Annotated in this window: 14 protein-coding genes and 1 tRNA gene; 9 read left to right on the forward strand and 6 right to left on the reverse strand. The window is 46.7% G+C overall.

Annotated elements, in window-relative coordinates; all coding sequences use genetic code 11:
* Nucleotides 1–242: 242 nt before the first annotated feature.
* The 5 genes from glgP (at nt 243) to ACQY3M_RS05170 (ending at nt 5888) form a co-directional block, all read left to right on the forward strand.
* Nucleotides 243–2792, forward strand: a complete 2550-nt coding sequence (gene glgP / locus ACQY3M_RS05150; RefSeq protein ID WP_428066500.1) for an alpha-glucan family phosphorylase — start codon at nt 243–245, stop codon at nt 2790–2792.
* 163 nt (nt 2793–2955) lie between these two features.
* A complete protein-coding gene (locus tag ACQY3M_RS05155) occupies nt 2956–4029 on the forward strand; it encodes a glycosyltransferase family 2 protein (RefSeq protein WP_428066501.1) in 1074 nt (357 codons plus the stop codon).
* A 20-nt stretch (nt 4030–4049) separates the two neighbouring features.
* A complete protein-coding gene (locus ACQY3M_RS05160) occupies nt 4050–4505 on the forward strand; it encodes a tRNA (cytidine(34)-2'-O)-methyltransferase (RefSeq protein ID WP_428066503.1) in 456 nt (151 codons plus the stop codon).
* Nucleotides 4505–5704, forward strand: a complete 1200-nt coding sequence (locus ACQY3M_RS05165; protein WP_428066505.1) for a spinster family MFS transporter — start codon at nt 4505–4507, stop codon at nt 5702–5704. Before ACQY3M_RS05160 ends, ACQY3M_RS05165 begins: the two co-directional genes overlap by 1 nt.
* Before the next feature lie 112 nt (nt 5705–5816).
* Nucleotides 5817–5888, forward strand: a tRNA-Phe gene (locus ACQY3M_RS05170).
* 54 nt (nt 5889–5942) lie between these two features.
* On the opposite strand, the gene ACQY3M_RS05175 is transcribed toward ACQY3M_RS05170, so the two are convergent.
* Nucleotides 5943–6407 carry a GAF domain-containing protein gene (locus ACQY3M_RS05175; protein WP_428066507.1) on the reverse strand — a complete coding sequence of 155 codons (465 nt, stop codon included), beginning with the start codon at nt 6405–6407 and terminating at the stop codon, nt 5943–5945.
* Nucleotides 6408–6560: 153 nt separating this feature from the next.
* Here ACQY3M_RS05175 and ACQY3M_RS05180 point away from each other — a divergent pair, with 153 nt between their 5' ends.
* From ACQY3M_RS05180 to ACQY3M_RS05195, 4 genes are read left to right on the forward strand one after another with little or no spacing between them, the layout of a single operon-like run.
* Nucleotides 6561–6764 (forward strand): 4Fe-4S dicluster domain-containing protein, encoded by a 204-nt coding sequence (locus ACQY3M_RS05180; RefSeq protein ID WP_428066509.1) that lies wholly within the window; start codon nt 6561–6563, stop codon nt 6762–6764.
* A 10-nt stretch (nt 6765–6774) separates the two neighbouring features.
* Complete coding sequence (gene vorB, locus ACQY3M_RS05185) at nt 6775–7938, forward strand: 3-methyl-2-oxobutanoate dehydrogenase subunit VorB (protein ID WP_428066510.1); 1164 nt, start codon at nt 6775–6777, stop codon at nt 7936–7938.
* Complete coding sequence (locus tag ACQY3M_RS05190) at nt 7935–8690, forward strand: thiamine pyrophosphate-dependent enzyme (protein WP_428066511.1); 756 nt, start codon at nt 7935–7937, stop codon at nt 8688–8690. The genes vorB and ACQY3M_RS05190 overlap by 4 nt, the downstream gene beginning before the upstream one ends.
* Before the next feature lies 1 nt (nt 8691).
* Nucleotides 8692–9231, forward strand: a complete 540-nt coding sequence (locus ACQY3M_RS05195; RefSeq protein WP_428066513.1) for a 2-oxoacid:acceptor oxidoreductase family protein — start codon at nt 8692–8694, stop codon at nt 9229–9231.
* Between the two features lie 222 nt (nt 9232–9453).
* Here ACQY3M_RS05195 and ACQY3M_RS05200 read toward each other — a convergent pair whose 3' ends face one another.
* From ACQY3M_RS05200 to ACQY3M_RS05220, 5 genes are all read right to left on the reverse strand, one after another.
* Nucleotides 9454–9996, reverse strand: a complete 543-nt coding sequence (locus ACQY3M_RS05200; protein WP_428066514.1) for a tetratricopeptide repeat protein — start codon at nt 9994–9996, stop codon at nt 9454–9456.
* 69 nt (nt 9997–10065) lie between these two features.
* Complete coding sequence (locus ACQY3M_RS05205; RefSeq protein ID WP_428066516.1) at nt 10066–11238, reverse strand: class I SAM-dependent rRNA methyltransferase; 1173 nt, start codon at nt 11236–11238, stop codon at nt 10066–10068.
* Nucleotides 11235–11810 carry a hypothetical protein gene (locus tag ACQY3M_RS05210; RefSeq protein WP_428066517.1) on the reverse strand — a complete coding sequence of 192 codons (576 nt, stop codon included), beginning with the start codon at nt 11808–11810 and terminating at the stop codon, nt 11235–11237. The genes ACQY3M_RS05205 and ACQY3M_RS05210 overlap by 4 nt, the downstream gene beginning before the upstream one ends.
* Nucleotides 11811–14087 carry an AsmA-like C-terminal region-containing protein gene (locus ACQY3M_RS05215; protein ID WP_428066519.1) on the reverse strand — a complete coding sequence of 759 codons (2277 nt, stop codon included), beginning with the start codon at nt 14085–14087 and terminating at the stop codon, nt 11811–11813.
* On the reverse strand, nt 14084–14791 hold the full coding sequence (locus tag ACQY3M_RS05220) for a M50 family metallopeptidase (RefSeq protein WP_428066521.1): 708 nt from the start codon (nt 14789–14791) through the stop codon (nt 14084–14086). Before ACQY3M_RS05220 ends, ACQY3M_RS05215 begins: the two co-directional genes overlap by 4 nt.
* Between the last annotated feature and the right edge of the window lie 4 nt (nt 14792–14795).

Below are 14795 nucleotides of genomic sequence, written 5' to 3' on the forward strand. Positions count from 1 at the left end.
CCTCTTATATACTGATATTTTACAATATTTTTCGCGCTTTAGTATTTTCAAGACGGGCAAAGCCTTTGCGCAAACGCAAATTAGTCCGATAAAATAGCCGCCTTTTGGGCTTGAGCAAGCAAATCTTTCCCCCCTGCCCGCACGGCAAAGAAGACGGAGCTATTTCTTATTTTTGTTGCCTTGCCCCTTTTTCAATTTATATACTAATATAAAGATTATCAAAAGAAAGGGAGTAATAATAGATGAAAATTCATTCTTTCAAAGTAACACCCAACCTGCCGGACAATATGAAATTTCTTGAGGAACTTTCCAACAATATGTGGTTTGCCTGGAACTGGCCGGCGATAATGCTCTTTTTAAGAATAGACGAACAGCTTTGGGAAAAATCCCAAAGAATGCCCAAATGGCTTATGGCGACGGTATCTCAGAAAAGGCTGGAAGAACTAAGCAAAGACGAAGATTTTATAGCGCACCTTAACTTCGTGGAGAAACTTTACAGAAACTATCAAACCAATAAAGACACTTGGTATAACAAAATAAAAGGCGAAGGGAAAGAAAATTTCCTTACGGCTTATTTTTCCATGGAGTACGGCATAGGCGAAGGCTTGCCGATATATTCGGGCGGCCTAGGTATGCTGGCGGGCGACCATATCAAAAGCACGAGCGACTTGGGCCTGCCTTTAATAGGCGTGGGGCTGTTCTATCAAAAAGGGTATGTGAAGCAAGTTCTTAACAAGGACGGCTGGCAAGGCGAGGAATACCCGGAAAACGACTGGGCGCATATGTCGGTAGAAGCGGTACGCAACGATAAAGGCAACAACCTTACGGTTGATATCCCGCTTGGCAGGGAAGTTGTAAAAGCAATGATATGGCGCGTGCCGGTGGGCAGAACTTCGCTTTACCTTTTAGATACGAACCTCCCCGAAAACCCGCCCGCTCACAGAACGATAACCGAGCAGCTCTACGGCGGCGACAGGGAAAACAGAATCAAGCAGGAAATAGTCTTGGGCGTGGGCGGCGTAAAGGCTTTGAAAGCGATGGGAATGAACCCTACGGTATACCACATAAACGAGGGGCATTCGGCCTTCCTGCTGTGCGAACGCATAATAGAAATTATGCAGGAAAAGAAGATTTCCTTCAACGAAGCCAAAGAACTTGTCTGGGCGACCTCGGTATTTACGACGCATACCCCGGTAATCGCGGGCAATGAATATTTCGATTTTAATCTTGTCAAAAAATTTATGGAGCCTTATGTATCACAGCTTGGCATAGGGTGGGATGCTTTCCTCGACTTGGGCAAAGAAACTCCCCAATCGCCGATGTTCTGCATGACGGTATTCGCGCTCAAACTTTCGGCCTATCTCAACGGCGTGGCCAAACTGCACGGCGTGGTATCCAGGGAAATGTGGAAGAATATTTGGAACGGCCTTAATACTTCCGAAGTGCCAATAACCAGCATAACCAACGGTATACACCCCGCCAGCTGGGTCAGCCACGAATACAGCGAACTGTACCGCAAATATCTCTTTGACGGCGACGACAGCTTAAACAACTTCAACCAATCGGTATGGAACAAAGTGGAAGATATCCCCTCCGAAGAGCTTTGGAAGACGCACGAACTTAGAAAAAACAAACTCATAAAATATATCCGCAACAAAATGGCTTTGCAGGCCAACAGATTATCGGGGAATGTAATGCTGGCCAATCAGGCGTCAAAAGTTTTGAAGGATAAAATCCTTACCATCGGCTTCGCGAGAAGATTTGCCACCTACAAGAGGGCTACTTTGCTCTTTAAAGATTTGGATAGACTCTCTGCGATAGTAAACAATGCCCAAAGGCCGGTACAGTTCGTCTTTGCGGGCAAGGCCCATCCGGCGGACACCGCGGGCAAAGAGTTTATTAAGCAGATATACAATATTATGCTGGACCCGAGATTCAGAGGCAAAATCGTCTTCGCGGAAGATTATAATATGAACTTGGCGCGCTATATGGTGCAAGGCGTAGACGTGTGGCTCAATAACCCGGTAAGGCCTATGGAAGCCTCCGGCACCAGCGGTATGAAAGCCGCGCTCAACGGCGCTTTGGCCTTATCGATACTCGACGGTTGGTGGGACGAAGTGGGGCCGTGCGACTTCAGCTGGTCGATAATCGGGGCACAGTCTTATCAAAGCGACGAGCAGCGTGACGAAGTCGAATCCCAAGCTCTTTACAATTTAATAGAAAATGAAATCGCGCCCGTATTCTACGATAGGGATCAGGACAATATCCCCCAACAGTGGGTATCCAAGATGAAGACGTCAATCAAAACGATAGTACCGTTCTTCAACACCAACAGAATGGTGCAAGAATATTACGATAGATTCTACACCAAAGCCCACTATTACGGCAATATTTTAAGGAGCGAAGGCCAAACAGCGGCTTTGGCGGCTTGGCGCGGCAGAATAGCGGCAAACTGGCCAAGAGTGTCGATAGTAGACGTTACGGGCAATATATCGCGCACTGTGCTGGTGGGCGAAGCCTTAAAATTTAAAGCCAAAGTGACTTTGGGCGATTTAAAGCCGGAAGACGTCGTAGTACAAACCCAGCTTGGCTTGCGCGGTTTGGGCGGAGGTTTTGAAAGCGTAAAAGACTTTGCCATGAACTTGGTCGGCAAAGAGGGCGACGCTTATTTGTACGAGGTGGAAATCCACCCCGAAACCAGCGGACGGCAAGATTACGCCATGCGAATTCTGCCGTTTAACAGCGCGATACCGCACCCGTTTACGCCTATATATGTAAGGTGGGAAATGTAAACGCAAATTCCGTGTTTCTGTTTTAACCGGAAAGGGCTCTTTATCGACGTGAAACAAACCTGGAAACAATCCTATTGTTTCACGTCGATTTTTAATATAGGATTTTTGTTTTGACAAGCATTGAAGCAACCAATAAATACCAGCCTTGCTCGGAGGAAAAACAATGTCTCCCCAAATAAGCATAATAATACCCGTATACAACTCAGAAAAGTTCCTGCGCCAAGCCCTGCAATCGGCCGCGGAGCAAACTTTCAAGGATATTGAAGTCCTGTGCGTGGACAATGCCTCAAAAGACAGCTCGCCCGAAATAATAAAGGAATTTGCTGGCAAATATCCCAACTTCCATTATCTTTACAAAGAAGGCGGAATGGCAGGCGGCGCCAGGAACGAGGGCCTCAAGCACGCCAAGGGCAAATATGTTTTATTCTTTGACAGCGACGATATCCTCCGAAGCGACGCCTGCGAAATTCTTTACAAAAAAGCGGAAGAGGAAAAATCCGATATAGTAACCTGTTCTTGTGATAGGATTGACGAATCGGATAAAAAATTATCGAAGTGCAATTTAAAAGGAATCCCCGCTACACTTTCAAAGCCGGCGGCTACGCGCGCGAATTTCTTATTTATCGGCGCCGGCATAATAGGCAGGCCGTGGGGCAGCCTTATAAAAAGGAGCATTATAGAAGAAAACCATTTACGCTTCCCTGAAGGCCGCGGCACGGAAGACGTCCCCTTTATGGGCGCTTTATTTGCATTGGCCAATAAATTTATTTTTATTGACGAACCTCTAATAGACTTTAGAGACACCACTAATTCTTTGGGGAAAAGAAGTTCAAACAATTCCGCTAATATTAACTTTGAGAATTTTTCTTATATACGTAATTATTTAAACGGGTTGAACATATACCCGGAAATAAAAGAAGAATTTGAATATATCCTTTTAAAACAAATAATCGGCGGAGAATGTATAGGCAACGGCGCATTAAAACAATCGGACAAAACGCAAACAAAAGAGTTTTTTGAAAAGAGCAAAAATTTTTATCTTAACTTGCCGAGCGATCTGTTTAAAGAAAGGAATTTTATTTTTAAAGTGAAACTCGCTTTATTCAAATTCGCCTTGAGGCACAATCTCTACTTTATGCCGCGTTTGGCGCGCGTTATAACGAACCCGTTTATCTTCTTTTACGGGATATTTTTCCCCTTAAAGGAAATTTCCCTCAGCGGTTTGCCCGAAGAATAAAAGTTTCATAAAATTATTCTATGATGAACATAGTTTTAATCAACCCCGAAATCCCCTTCAATACGGGCAATATCGGCAGGACTTGCGTCGCCACAAACGCGCACTTGCACTTGGTGGGCAAACTCGGCTTTAAAATAGAGGATAAAGAAATCAGGCGCAGCGGCTTGGACTATTGGCCCAAACTGAAATACACCAGATACGATACTTTCGCCGATTTCAAAAATTCCCTGCCCGAGGGCGCGAGAATTTTCTTTTTCTCCACGAAAGGCGAAAAATCACTCTGGGACATCAAATTCCAAAAGAATGATTATCTGGCCTTCGGCAGCGAATCTTGCGGCCTGCCCAAAGCATTGTATAAGGAATATAAAGACTCTCTCTACCAAATCCCGATGCCGGGTGAGGTAAGGTCCTTAAATCTATCCACTTCCGCGGCGATATGCCTCTATGAGGCGCTGCGCCAAACAAAGGATTTTTAATGAACTCAAAAACGGTATTTGTGTTGCTATTCTCACTTAATCTGTTAAACTACATCGACAGGCAGATACTGTTTTCCGTCTTTCCGCTGATAAAAGAGGACCTGCTTTTATCCGACGCTAAGCTGGGGATATTGGCCTCGGCCTTTATGTTCGTGTATATGTTCGCCGCGCCCGTAATAGGATACATCGCCGACCGAACGCCCCGCCAATACGCTATGGCAATTTGCGCTTTTTTGTGGAGCGGGGCGACTATGCTTTCAGGCGCGGCTAAAAATTATTTTCACTTATTCGCGGCGCGCAGTTTTATAGGGATAGGCGAGGCGGGCTTTACCAGCGTATCGCCCTCTTTCCTGGCGGAGAAATTCCCCGCCGCCAAGCGTGCCCGCGTTTTGGCTTTATTCGGCATGGCCTTGCCCGCCGGCAGCGCCTTGGGGTATTTGCTGGGCGGATTTCTGGGGTTTCACATCGGGTGGAGGAGCGCCTTCTTTTTAGTCGGGCTCCCCGGCGCTTTGATAGCGGCTTTTATATTGCTCAAACTTAAAGACGGCAGGACAAAAACACTCAAAGCGGAAAAACCGAAATTTAAAAATTATTTTGCCCTGCTGAAGAACAAACCGTTTCTGTTCGTCTGTTTGGCGCAGGCTATGGGCACTTTTACTTTGGGCGGCCTGGCGGCGTGGATGCCCACATTTATGCACAGATATTATGATTTTTCCGTAGCGCAGGCGGGGACGGTCTTCGGCGCCTTAACGATACTGGCGGGCGCGGCGGGTACTTTTTTGGGCGGCTTTTTGGCCGACAAAATGTTAAAGAAAACGAAAAAAGCGTATTATTTGGTTTCCGCTTTAAGTTTTACAGCGGCGCTTCCCTTCGCGGTGGCGGCGCTCTCGTTTGACAATTACTTTATCGCGCTGAGTTTTCTAGGCATAGCGATAATGTTCGCTTTTTTGCAGACGGGCCCGCTGAACGCGGCGATAGTAAATCTGACGGACATCAAAATAAGGTCCATGGCTTTCGCGGTGAACATATTTATTATACACGCGCTGGGCGACGCGATTTCGCCCGCTTTTGTAGGGGCGGTGTCCGATTCGTTTAGTTTGAGGGCGGCGGTGCTTTCCACAATGCTGTTTGTAATTCCGGCGGCGCTGTTCTGTTTGGCCGCGGCCAAAGCCGATAAAACCGCGCAAAACAAAGCATAAGGGCAGAAGTCTATTTAATAACATTGAAATATAACGCCTAATTTGATATTATAATAGGGTAGCAATAAACAGATTTCTTGATTTGACGGCAGATAAAGCCGCCAAAACAAATGCCGAGGTAGCTCAGTGGTAGAGCACCGGTCTGAAAAACCGGGTGTCGACAGTTCGATCCTGTCCCTCGGCATATTTCTTTTAAAGACATACGAAAGCGGCCTTTAGGGCCGCTTTCCTTTTGCAATCAATTAAACCCGCCGCAAGCACGCGTTAAGATATCGGCCAGACTTTCAAACAGCTCCCGTTCTTGCTGAGAGAAGCGGTCCTCTTTAGGCGAATCTATATCCATGACCCCGTAAATTGTTCCGTCGGTTTTAAACAGAGGTATTACTATTTCGCTTTTGCTGGCGCAATCGCAGGCGATATGCCCGGGGAATTTATGTACGTCAGGCACTATTACTGTCTTTGCGCTTTTGGCGCACAGCCCGCAAACGCCTTTGCCGTTTTCTATTTCCACGCAGGCGGGCTTGCCCTGAAACGGCCCCAACACCAATTTGCCGTTCTTAAAAATATAAAAACCCGCCCAGTTTATATCCGCCGTATTTTGATAAATCAATGCGGAAAGATTAGCCATATTGGCCGTAAAGTCTTTAGTCGCGCCAAGCAAAGCGCGCGCCTGTTCGGCGATTTGAGAGTTATTTCCGTTCATATCAAATTTATAATAAATTTTCCGCCATAATATCCAGTCTCCAAATATCTTGGAATATTAACGCAAAGTTTTACCCTCAAAATGTTTCGTTAAACATTGCGCTTAGCCTTTAAAAAAATTTATACTAATATATGAGGAACCCAAGGAGGTACTATGCCTAAAATAGAAGTCAACGAAATGCGTTGCAAAGGGTGCAAGCTGTGCACGAAGGCGTGCCCCAAACAGTGCATTGAAATGTCTGATACTTTCAGCAAGACGGGATATTACCCCGCCAAACTTGCTAAACCCGAATCCTGCATAGGCTGCGGCATGTGCTATATGGTATGCCCGGATTTAGCTATAACCGTATATAGATAAGAGGTAAAAAATGGCAGAAAAAGTTTTAATGAAAGGCAATGAAGCTCTTGCCGAAGGCGCGATAAGGGCCGGATGCAGGTTTTTCGCGGGTTATCCGATAACCCCGCAAAACGAAGTGCCGGAATATATGTCCTGGCGGCAGGAAGAAGTCGGCGGCGCGTTCGTGCAGGCCGAAAGTGAAGTGGCGGCCATCAATATGATTTACGGTGCGGCTTCTACGGGCACCAGGGCGATGACGTCCTCTTCCAGCCCGGGCGTAAGCTTAAAACAGGAAGGTATTTCCTATATGGCGGGTGCGGATCTGCCTTGCCTGATAGTAAACGTAATGAGGGGAGGGCCGGGCCTTGGCAATATAGCCGGAGCGCAGGGCGATTATATTCAAGCCACGCGCGGCGGCGGCAACGGCGATTACAGGCTTATCGTATTGGCGCCCAACAGCGTAGAGGAGTTGGGCAATTTCCCAAAAATGGCTTTTGAACTGGCGGAAAAATACAGAATCCCCGCGATGATACTCGCCGACGGCATACTTGGCCAAATGATGGAGGGCATGAGTTACAATTTCGACCCCATAGATCCCAAAACTCTGCCCGCGAAACCTTGGGCACTGGGCATAAATGACGGCAGCAGAGGAAAGAATATGGTCTCTTCCTACGGTTTGGCCGAAGGCGAACTGGAAAAAATGATACTTAAAAGAGCGGAACGCTACGCTCTTATAGAACGCGATGAAGTCCGCTACGAGGAACGCTTTACCGAAGACGCCGATGTTATCATCGTCGCCTACGGCATAAGCTCGCGCGCTGCCATGGCCGCGGTGAATGCTTTAAGAAGCGAAGGCGTAAAAGCGGGCCTCTTCAGGCCGATAACGCTTTGGCCGTTCCCAAGCAAAAGAATAGCGGAACTGGCGCAAAGCTGCAAAGCGATGCTTTGTGCCGAAATGAGCCTTGGCCAAATGATTATCGACGTAAAACTGGCCACAGCGGGCAAAATACCCGTACATCTTTACGCCAAGCCGGGCGCGTTCTTCCCCGTAGCGGAAGAAATCGCCGTAGCGGTAAAATCGGTACTCAACGGCAAGAAAGACTTCCTTTTCAACCTGGCCGATTTGGCCGAAAAGGCGGATAATACCTGCCATAAACCGGAAAATAAAATCTGCAAGGAGGGCACCTTATTATGAAACCCGTAACCAAAAGGCCTGAATCTTTGGTGGATATTCCCACCCATTATTGCCCCGGCTGCGGACACAGCGTCGTGCACCGCCTTGTAGCCGAGGTTATGGACGAACTCGATATCCGCAAACGCACTATCTGCATAGCGCCTGTGGGCTGCGCGGTATTCGCCGATAAATACTTCAACTGCGACGCCATTCAAGGCCCGCACGGAAGAGGCCCGGCGATAGCCACCGGCATTAAACGCTCCAAACCCGATACAATCGTATTTTCCTATCAAGGCGACGGCGATTTGGCCTCTATCGGTATGGCAGAAATCGTACACGCCGCCGCAAGAGGCGAAAATATTACCGTGATTTTCATAAACAATACCATTTACGGTATGACGGGTGGGCAAATGGCGCCGACGACTTTGGTCGGGCAAGTAGCCACCACGGCCCCCAAAGGCAGAAACGAAAAACTGCAAGGCAACCCGATAAACGTATCGGAAATGCTAAGCCAGCTTAAAAGCGCTAAATACATCGAGAGAGTTTCCGTCGACACTCCCCAAAACGTGATGAACGCCAAAAAAGCCATCAAAAAGGCTTTCCAGAACCAAATTGACGGAGTAGGTTTCTCCTTTGTGGAAGTGCTTTCCATCTGCCCGACAAACTGGGGCGTGGAACCACTTAAGGCGCTGGAATTCCTAAGGGAAAAAATGATGCCTCAGTATCCTTTAGGCGTATTTAAAGACGAAGGCAAAAAACAGGAGGGCAAATAATATGTATCAAGGTGTAAGAATAGCCGGATTCGGCGGACAGGGTGTTGTTTCCGCCGGTGTATTATTGGCCCAGGCCGGGCTTGTAGAGGGCAAAGCCGTCAGCTGGTTCCCCTCTTACGGCCCCGAAATGAGGGGCGGTACGGCAAATTGCTCGGTGGTAATTTCCGATACCGAAGTGGCGACGCCCGTAGTATGCGCGCCCGATACCGCCATCGTGATGAACGAGCCTTCCCTGCCTAAGTTTGAGCCTATGCTAAAAAGCGGCGGGCTATTGATTATTAACAGCTCGCTTATCAAAAGCAAACCGACCAGAACCGACATTAAAGTTATCTATGTCCCGTGCAATGAGATAGCGAAAGAGGTCGGCTCTCTTCGCACGTCAACTATGGTCGCGCTTGGCGCTTTTGCGGGCAATACTGGGGCGGTAAGCCTAGACGCTATTGAAAACGCTATGAAAAAGGTTTTCAAACGCGCCAAGCCCGAAATGATCGCCCTCAACAGAAAAGCACTGGAAGCGGGCGCGAAACTTAAGGCGGAATAAAACAATCTTTCAAAGATTGCATTTCAAACGCCCCGTTTTTATACGGGGCGTTTTGCATTATGCAATCAATTAGATTTAAAATAAATGTCTTCCCCTTGGTCCACTAATGCAAACTCTTATCAATGCCATGCATCGCTTAGTACAATAACAGCGGCCGCGTTTTTGCAGACAATAAAAATCCCCCGCTTTTTAAACGAGGGATTTAAATGAAATCACTTATGATTATTTTTCGCTTTTATCTGCGGAAGGATCCTTCTGGAATTTAGCAAGCAGATCTCTGGCCTTTTCATTGCCTTGCTCGGTATAAGTACCCAGCCATTCAAGCAGTTCTTCCTTATCCAGCCCTTCAGTTCTTTCGCCGTTCAAATAAAGCTCGGCCAATTTGACTCTTGCCGAAGTAAAACCTTTTGAAGCCGAACTCTGCAAATACTTAAATGCCGTTTCCGCATTTTGTTTTACGTGTATGCCTTTGTCATACATTTCATAAAGGAAATAATCGGCCTCGCCAGAGCCGTTTTCCGATGCTTTCTTAAACCACGTAAAAGCAGCCCCGTTATTGCGGCCGACGGTACCAGTATAAAATAGTACGCCCAAATATGTCTGAGCGTTCGTATCGCCCGATGAAGCCTTGTCCCATACTTCTTTTATGGCAGGCCTTTCTTCAACGGCAACTCCTTCCAAGAAATTGCCGCCGTCGTCCTGACAGCAGCAACCTGCCGCCAAAACTGCGAAGAATACCGCAAAAAATTTAAAAAACACTTTCATACTCCCTCCAAATTATCCCAATATATCATAAATATTAGCAAATTTCTTTATGTCAAAATCAAGTCCGTTTTAGCGAACTTGCAATAAAGCGAAATGAAGATATTCCGTTTCCGGCATACCCAAAAGCACCGGGTGGTCCTTGGCTTGCCCGCGAAGCGCTATCATCGTCACGCGCTTGCCCGCTTTGGCCGCCGCTTGTTTTAATATATTGACAAATATCTCCCTGCTGATATGGTGCGAACATGTAGACGTCGCCAACATACCGCCGCTTTCCAACCCTTCAAGCGCCATCTTGTTGAGTTTTACATACAGGTTAACCGCCTGCGCCAGAGCCTTCCTGTTCTTTACAAAAGCGGGCGGATCCAAAAGGACTATATCGGGTTTTTCCGGCAGTTCGCCCTTTTTCATAGCCGACAAAAGCCTTTCGGCATCGTCTTTGCGGTATTGGCAGATATCGGCCACGCCGTTAAGTTCGGCGTTTCTGTTGGCGTATTCCACCGCGGGCGCAGAGGAATCCGTACCCCATACCGCCGCGGCCCCGTTTAAAGCCGCCGTTATGCCGAAAGAACCCGTATAAGAATATAAATCCATTACTATTTTGTCTTTGAAGTAAGGTTTCATAAATTCGCGGTTGTCGCGCTGATCAAAATAAAAACCCGTCTTTTGCCCGCCTTGCAAAGCCACTAAATACTTTACGCCGTTTTCCTCTATTTGCGTTTCCTGGGGGACTTCGCCCTCAATTTCGGTTCCGCCGTTTAATCCCTCCAAAACGCGGAAAGAAGAATCGTTCTTAAATATCATTCCCTTAGGTTTAAAGATTTTGTTCGCCGCCGCTTTAATCTCGTTTTTCAGCGTTTCCATTCCGGCCGTCAAGATATCTATAACAAGATAATCACCGTAGCGGTCAATCACCAAACCGGGCAGGCCGTCAGCCTCGCCGTAGACCATTCTGCCAAAACGTCTTACGCCGAATTGCTTCCTGTAAGAATAGGCATTGTCCATACGCTCAAAAATAAAATCCTTGCCAAGGGGTTCTTCCCCCCTTTCTATTATTCTGGCCGATATTAAGCTGTGCGGATTAAAAAAAGCCGTTCCTATCGTCTGCCCCTTGCTGTCGAGCACTCTGACAATGCTGCCCGGCGTTATTGTAGTATCAACCTTTTCAAGCTCGTTTGAAAATATCCAGCAATGTCCTTTGTTTATTCTGTGTTCTTCTTTGGCTTTTATCCTTATCTCTTTCATTTCTTGGTACCTTTCTTGGTTAAATTTACGCCCGCTTTGCACATGGGGCAATCTTCGGGCTTATAGCTGTCCAGCGGATAGCTTAGAAGCGATCTAAGCGCCATATTGCCTACCGCTCCCGTAGTGGATCTATCAACGATTACCGCCGCGCCCACCACATTGGCTTTAAGCATTTTTATTAGGGAGGCGGCCTCCCGGACCTTGCGGCAAGTCATAGTAACGTTATCCACTATAAGGACATTCTCGCCCGGGTTTATCTTCATAACGCCTTTAAGCTGCATTGTTCCGTCCGCGTCCGTAGCGAAAACGGCCCTCGCATTTTTTACGCGCGCGACTTCCTGTGCCAAGATAGAGTTTTCCGGCGTGGGAGAAAATACCGCATCTACCGGGCCCTCAAACAAATCGGCCAGCGCGGCACCTATCTTCGCGGCCAAATTAGGGTACTGCATTACCGCCGCCGTATCTACGTAATTCTGTATATGAAGGCCGCCGGGCAATTCGAAATGGCCGTCTATAAAAGCCTCGTTCTCTTCCAAAACGCTGATTATGTCTATCTTAGGTTTTCTGAGCATTTATTTCTCCTTTATAAATTTCTGACCCGCACTAAAATCCGTACGCAGGCCTTTGTCGCGCGCCGCCTTTATCGTGGCGCTTGTCTTTTTGGGGCTTTTCATTTGGACGGCGGGTTTTGTCATCTCGCCGTATACCCTGAAGGCCAAGGCCGGTTCCCCGCTTTCGTCCGTTAAATTCTCTGAAAGAGCCCCGCGTTTGGAAGTGTTCTTAAACATCGTCACTATATCCAAATCCAAATTCTCTTTTACCCAATCGACGTCGCCGCCAACAGTCGCCGCGATTACCTCGCCGTCTACGTAAAAATTGTTAATATCCATTTTACCATTATTAAAGTCCACCGAGGCCGTCATCACCTCAAAAGGGGTATCCTTTAATATCTTGCCCATTTTAAAAGAACCCGCGCGCTCCATTTTGCTCATTATCACAAAAGGCTGGAAGGCTATGCCCAAAGCCTTTTGCCTGTCCGCGGCTTCTTGAAGTTTGTATATTACACCCTGTTGGAGTTTGGCGTCTATGCTGCCGCTTAACTTATCCATGCCGGGAAGCATATTCTTTAAATTAAATTCGGCATTAAAATCATAGCCCGATATTATAGGCGTTTCGAATTTTTCGGCATACACAAATCCGTTGAAATTAGGCATAAATTTGGGTATCGCTGTGCGGAAATTCCTAAGCCACGCGAGGCTGCTTTCGTCTTTCACCCGCCCAGAGGATTTGTGTTTGGACAAAGCCTGCACGAAATCTTCCGTCGTTTCAAAAATTTCCACCGGCTTCAGCAAATTAAGATAAATATTGGCTTTTATAACCCTGTCGGCGCGGCGTACTTTGGAGATTGCTACGCTCATCGTAACGGTATTGTTGTTAAACATCGTGTCTTTTATTTTGGCGTAGAAATTCTGTTTCTTATGCTCATAGGCCGCGGTACCCTTTATTTTGGATATTGTTTGGCGCCCGACTTTGAATATTCCGTCTTTGACGTCGGCACTCATATCGTTAAAATTATTTTCCGCCTTATACGTGCCCTTTACACCCTCTATGGTAAAGTTGCTGATAAAGGCCGATACGCCGTTTAAATCTGCAATTAGCTGCGGACTGCTGAACTTGCCGTCTTTATAGATCAATTGGCCGCGCGCCTTTAAAGCGCCCTTTACCCTATACGGTTTTAGTATGCCCAAATAATCGGCGTTTTCCGCATTGAATTGCGCAGTGGAAAATTCCGCTTCCGCCGCTATCGGCTTGGCCGATAAATCGGCCGAACCTTTAATATTCAAGGAAATATCCTTATTCCTCAAATCCAAGGAAACGACTTTTAATTTAGAAAATTTCTCCGCAAAAGATATTTCCGCGTTTACGGAAGTAGACGGGAGGGAAAAATCAAACGGCTCTGATACGTACAGTGATACGTCGTCGTAGCTTAACTCCGGCAAGACGGAGGAGAATTTTACCGCGGGATTAAGAAAATCTTTCGCGCTAAGCGTAAGTTTTAGCGGCTGGCGTGCGCCGCGGACTTCTAAAGATGTGTCTTTAAGGCTCATTTCGTTTAACTTGAAATCTGCCAAATCGACGCTGCCCTCCGCGACGATTTCGTTTTCCATAATTTTGTCTTTGATTTTATTTCTCAGCACGAAGTTTAGCGCGAAATCCGTAAAACCGTGGAATTTTAAATTGTAAAAGCGTATAAATATTCCGTTAAGAGAATGGCTTGTTCTTGCGGCGATGTCCCTATATGCAAACACGCCGTTCCTTATCACCCAGTCTTCCACCACCACCTGCCAATGGCGGCCCTCGCCCGAAGTAATATTAAACTGCTGTCCCAATGCGCTTTGCGTGTTCGATACGCTGGCTTTGGGGATATTGGTTCTGCCAGATTCGTCTTTGATTATCGTTACCACAGGATTATAAAGCATAACTTCTTTTATGTCTATGATATTATCCCTAAGCGGAAGCAAATCAAATTTTATCACTACTTTTTCCACCGACAAAAATTCGTTATATTCGTCCAATTCCGTATCCACTATCCTGAAATTGTTTATCGTTATGCTGTTTAAGGAGGTAAGTTCAAAATCGCCGACTATAACGGGGCGGTTGAGCGCGCTCTGCAAGGCCGAGGCGAACTCCTTCCCGATATGCTCCGCGCTGACGTATTTAAGCGCGGTAAACCATACCGCGCCCGCCAAGACCAACAGCAACGTCACAATCAAAAACATTACCCGCACCAAACTTTTTAGGGTGAGTTTTATCGTGTTTACAAATAAATTCTTTATTTTCTTTTTCATGCTTCGCCCGTTCCCGCAAAAAACTTAACGCTGAACGAATATAAATTATCAAAAAACCATTTCCAAAATTGTATCGTACGCCTTATTATCCCGCCGCTTAAAGAACCTATGGGAATAATGCTCGGGAAATATATCTCCGCCAAGCCCAAAATTATCGCCATATTTATTAAAACTATCAGCGAAAAGGAAAATACCCCGCCGCCCGCTCTGCTTATATCGCTCTGTTCCGTCTCCGTCAAAGCCTTGTATGTATGCATTAAATGAAGAGCCGTACAAAACCCGAACAGCGCCAAAAACAAACCGCCGTAACGCTCCGCGCCATCGACAAATAAATTAAGGAGCAGATAAACAAACGTAACAATCAAACTGTAAAGCGGTACGCAGTAAGGCGCCAGCAAAACAAATGTGTTTATGCCGCTTACTTTTACTTCCCCGCTGTCGCTTTTTACGCTCAGCCCGCTCACCGTATACCCGCATAGCCAAGCGGCTGCTGCGTGGCTGAACTCGTGCGCCATTACGTAAAATCTGGAAAAATTATAAAAGAACAAATGCGTCAAAACATATAACGCCGCACCCAACATAAAATAAAGCGTTACTTTATAGCCTTTAACTATGTACCACAAAACCTCAAAAACCGAAAGCAATATGCTAAAGGCCAGCGGCAAAAGTACTACTCCCAGAAACAATTTGGCTATACGATTCATATCA

Source organism: Candidatus Proelusimicrobium volucris (assembly GCF_959605025.1).
Classification (GTDB): Bacteria; Elusimicrobiota; Elusimicrobia; order Elusimicrobiales; family Elusimicrobiaceae; genus Proelusimicrobium; species Proelusimicrobium volucris.

What these genes read in the sequence shown, in the direction of transcription:
- glgP (WP_428066500.1), top strand. Translation starts at nt 243, where the DNA reads ATGAAAATTCATTCTTTCAAAGTAACACCCAACCTGCCGGACAATATG.
- ACQY3M_RS05155 (WP_428066501.1), top strand. Translation starts at nt 2,956, where the DNA reads ATGTCTCCCCAAATAAGCATAATAATACCCGTATACAACTCAGAAAAG.
- ACQY3M_RS05160 (WP_428066503.1), top strand. Translation starts at nt 4,050, where the DNA reads ATGATGAACATAGTTTTAATCAACCCCGAAATCCCCTTCAATACGGGC.
- ACQY3M_RS05165 (WP_428066505.1), top strand. Translation starts at nt 4,505, where the DNA reads ATGAACTCAAAAACGGTATTTGTGTTGCTATTCTCACTTAATCTGTTA.
- ACQY3M_RS05175 (WP_428066507.1), bottom strand. Translation starts at nt 6,407, where the DNA reads ATGAACGGAAATAACTCTCAAATCGCCGAACAGGCGCGCGCTTTGCTT.
- ACQY3M_RS05180 (WP_428066509.1), top strand. Translation starts at nt 6,561, where the DNA reads ATGCCTAAAATAGAAGTCAACGAAATGCGTTGCAAAGGGTGCAAGCTG.
- vorB (WP_428066510.1), top strand. Translation starts at nt 6,775, where the DNA reads ATGGCAGAAAAAGTTTTAATGAAAGGCAATGAAGCTCTTGCCGAAGGC.
- ACQY3M_RS05190 (WP_428066511.1), top strand. Translation starts at nt 7,935, where the DNA reads ATGAAACCCGTAACCAAAAGGCCTGAATCTTTGGTGGATATTCCCACC.
- ACQY3M_RS05195 (WP_428066513.1), top strand. Translation starts at nt 8,692, where the DNA reads ATGTATCAAGGTGTAAGAATAGCCGGATTCGGCGGACAGGGTGTTGTT.
- ACQY3M_RS05200 (WP_428066514.1), bottom strand. Translation starts at nt 9,996, where the DNA reads ATGAAAGTGTTTTTTAAATTTTTTGCGGTATTCTTCGCAGTTTTGGCG.
- ACQY3M_RS05205 (WP_428066516.1), bottom strand. Translation starts at nt 11,238, where the DNA reads ATGAAAGAGATAAGGATAAAAGCCAAAGAAGAACACAGAATAAACAAA.
- ACQY3M_RS05210 (WP_428066517.1), bottom strand. Translation starts at nt 11,810, where the DNA reads ATGCTCAGAAAACCTAAGATAGACATAATCAGCGTTTTGGAAGAGAAC.
- ACQY3M_RS05215 (WP_428066519.1), bottom strand. Translation starts at nt 14,087, where the DNA reads ATGAAAAAGAAAATAAAGAATTTATTTGTAAACACGATAAAACTCACC.
- ACQY3M_RS05220 (WP_428066521.1), bottom strand. Translation starts at nt 14,791, where the DNA reads ATGAATCGTATAGCCAAATTGTTTCTGGGAGTAGTACTTTTGCCGCTG.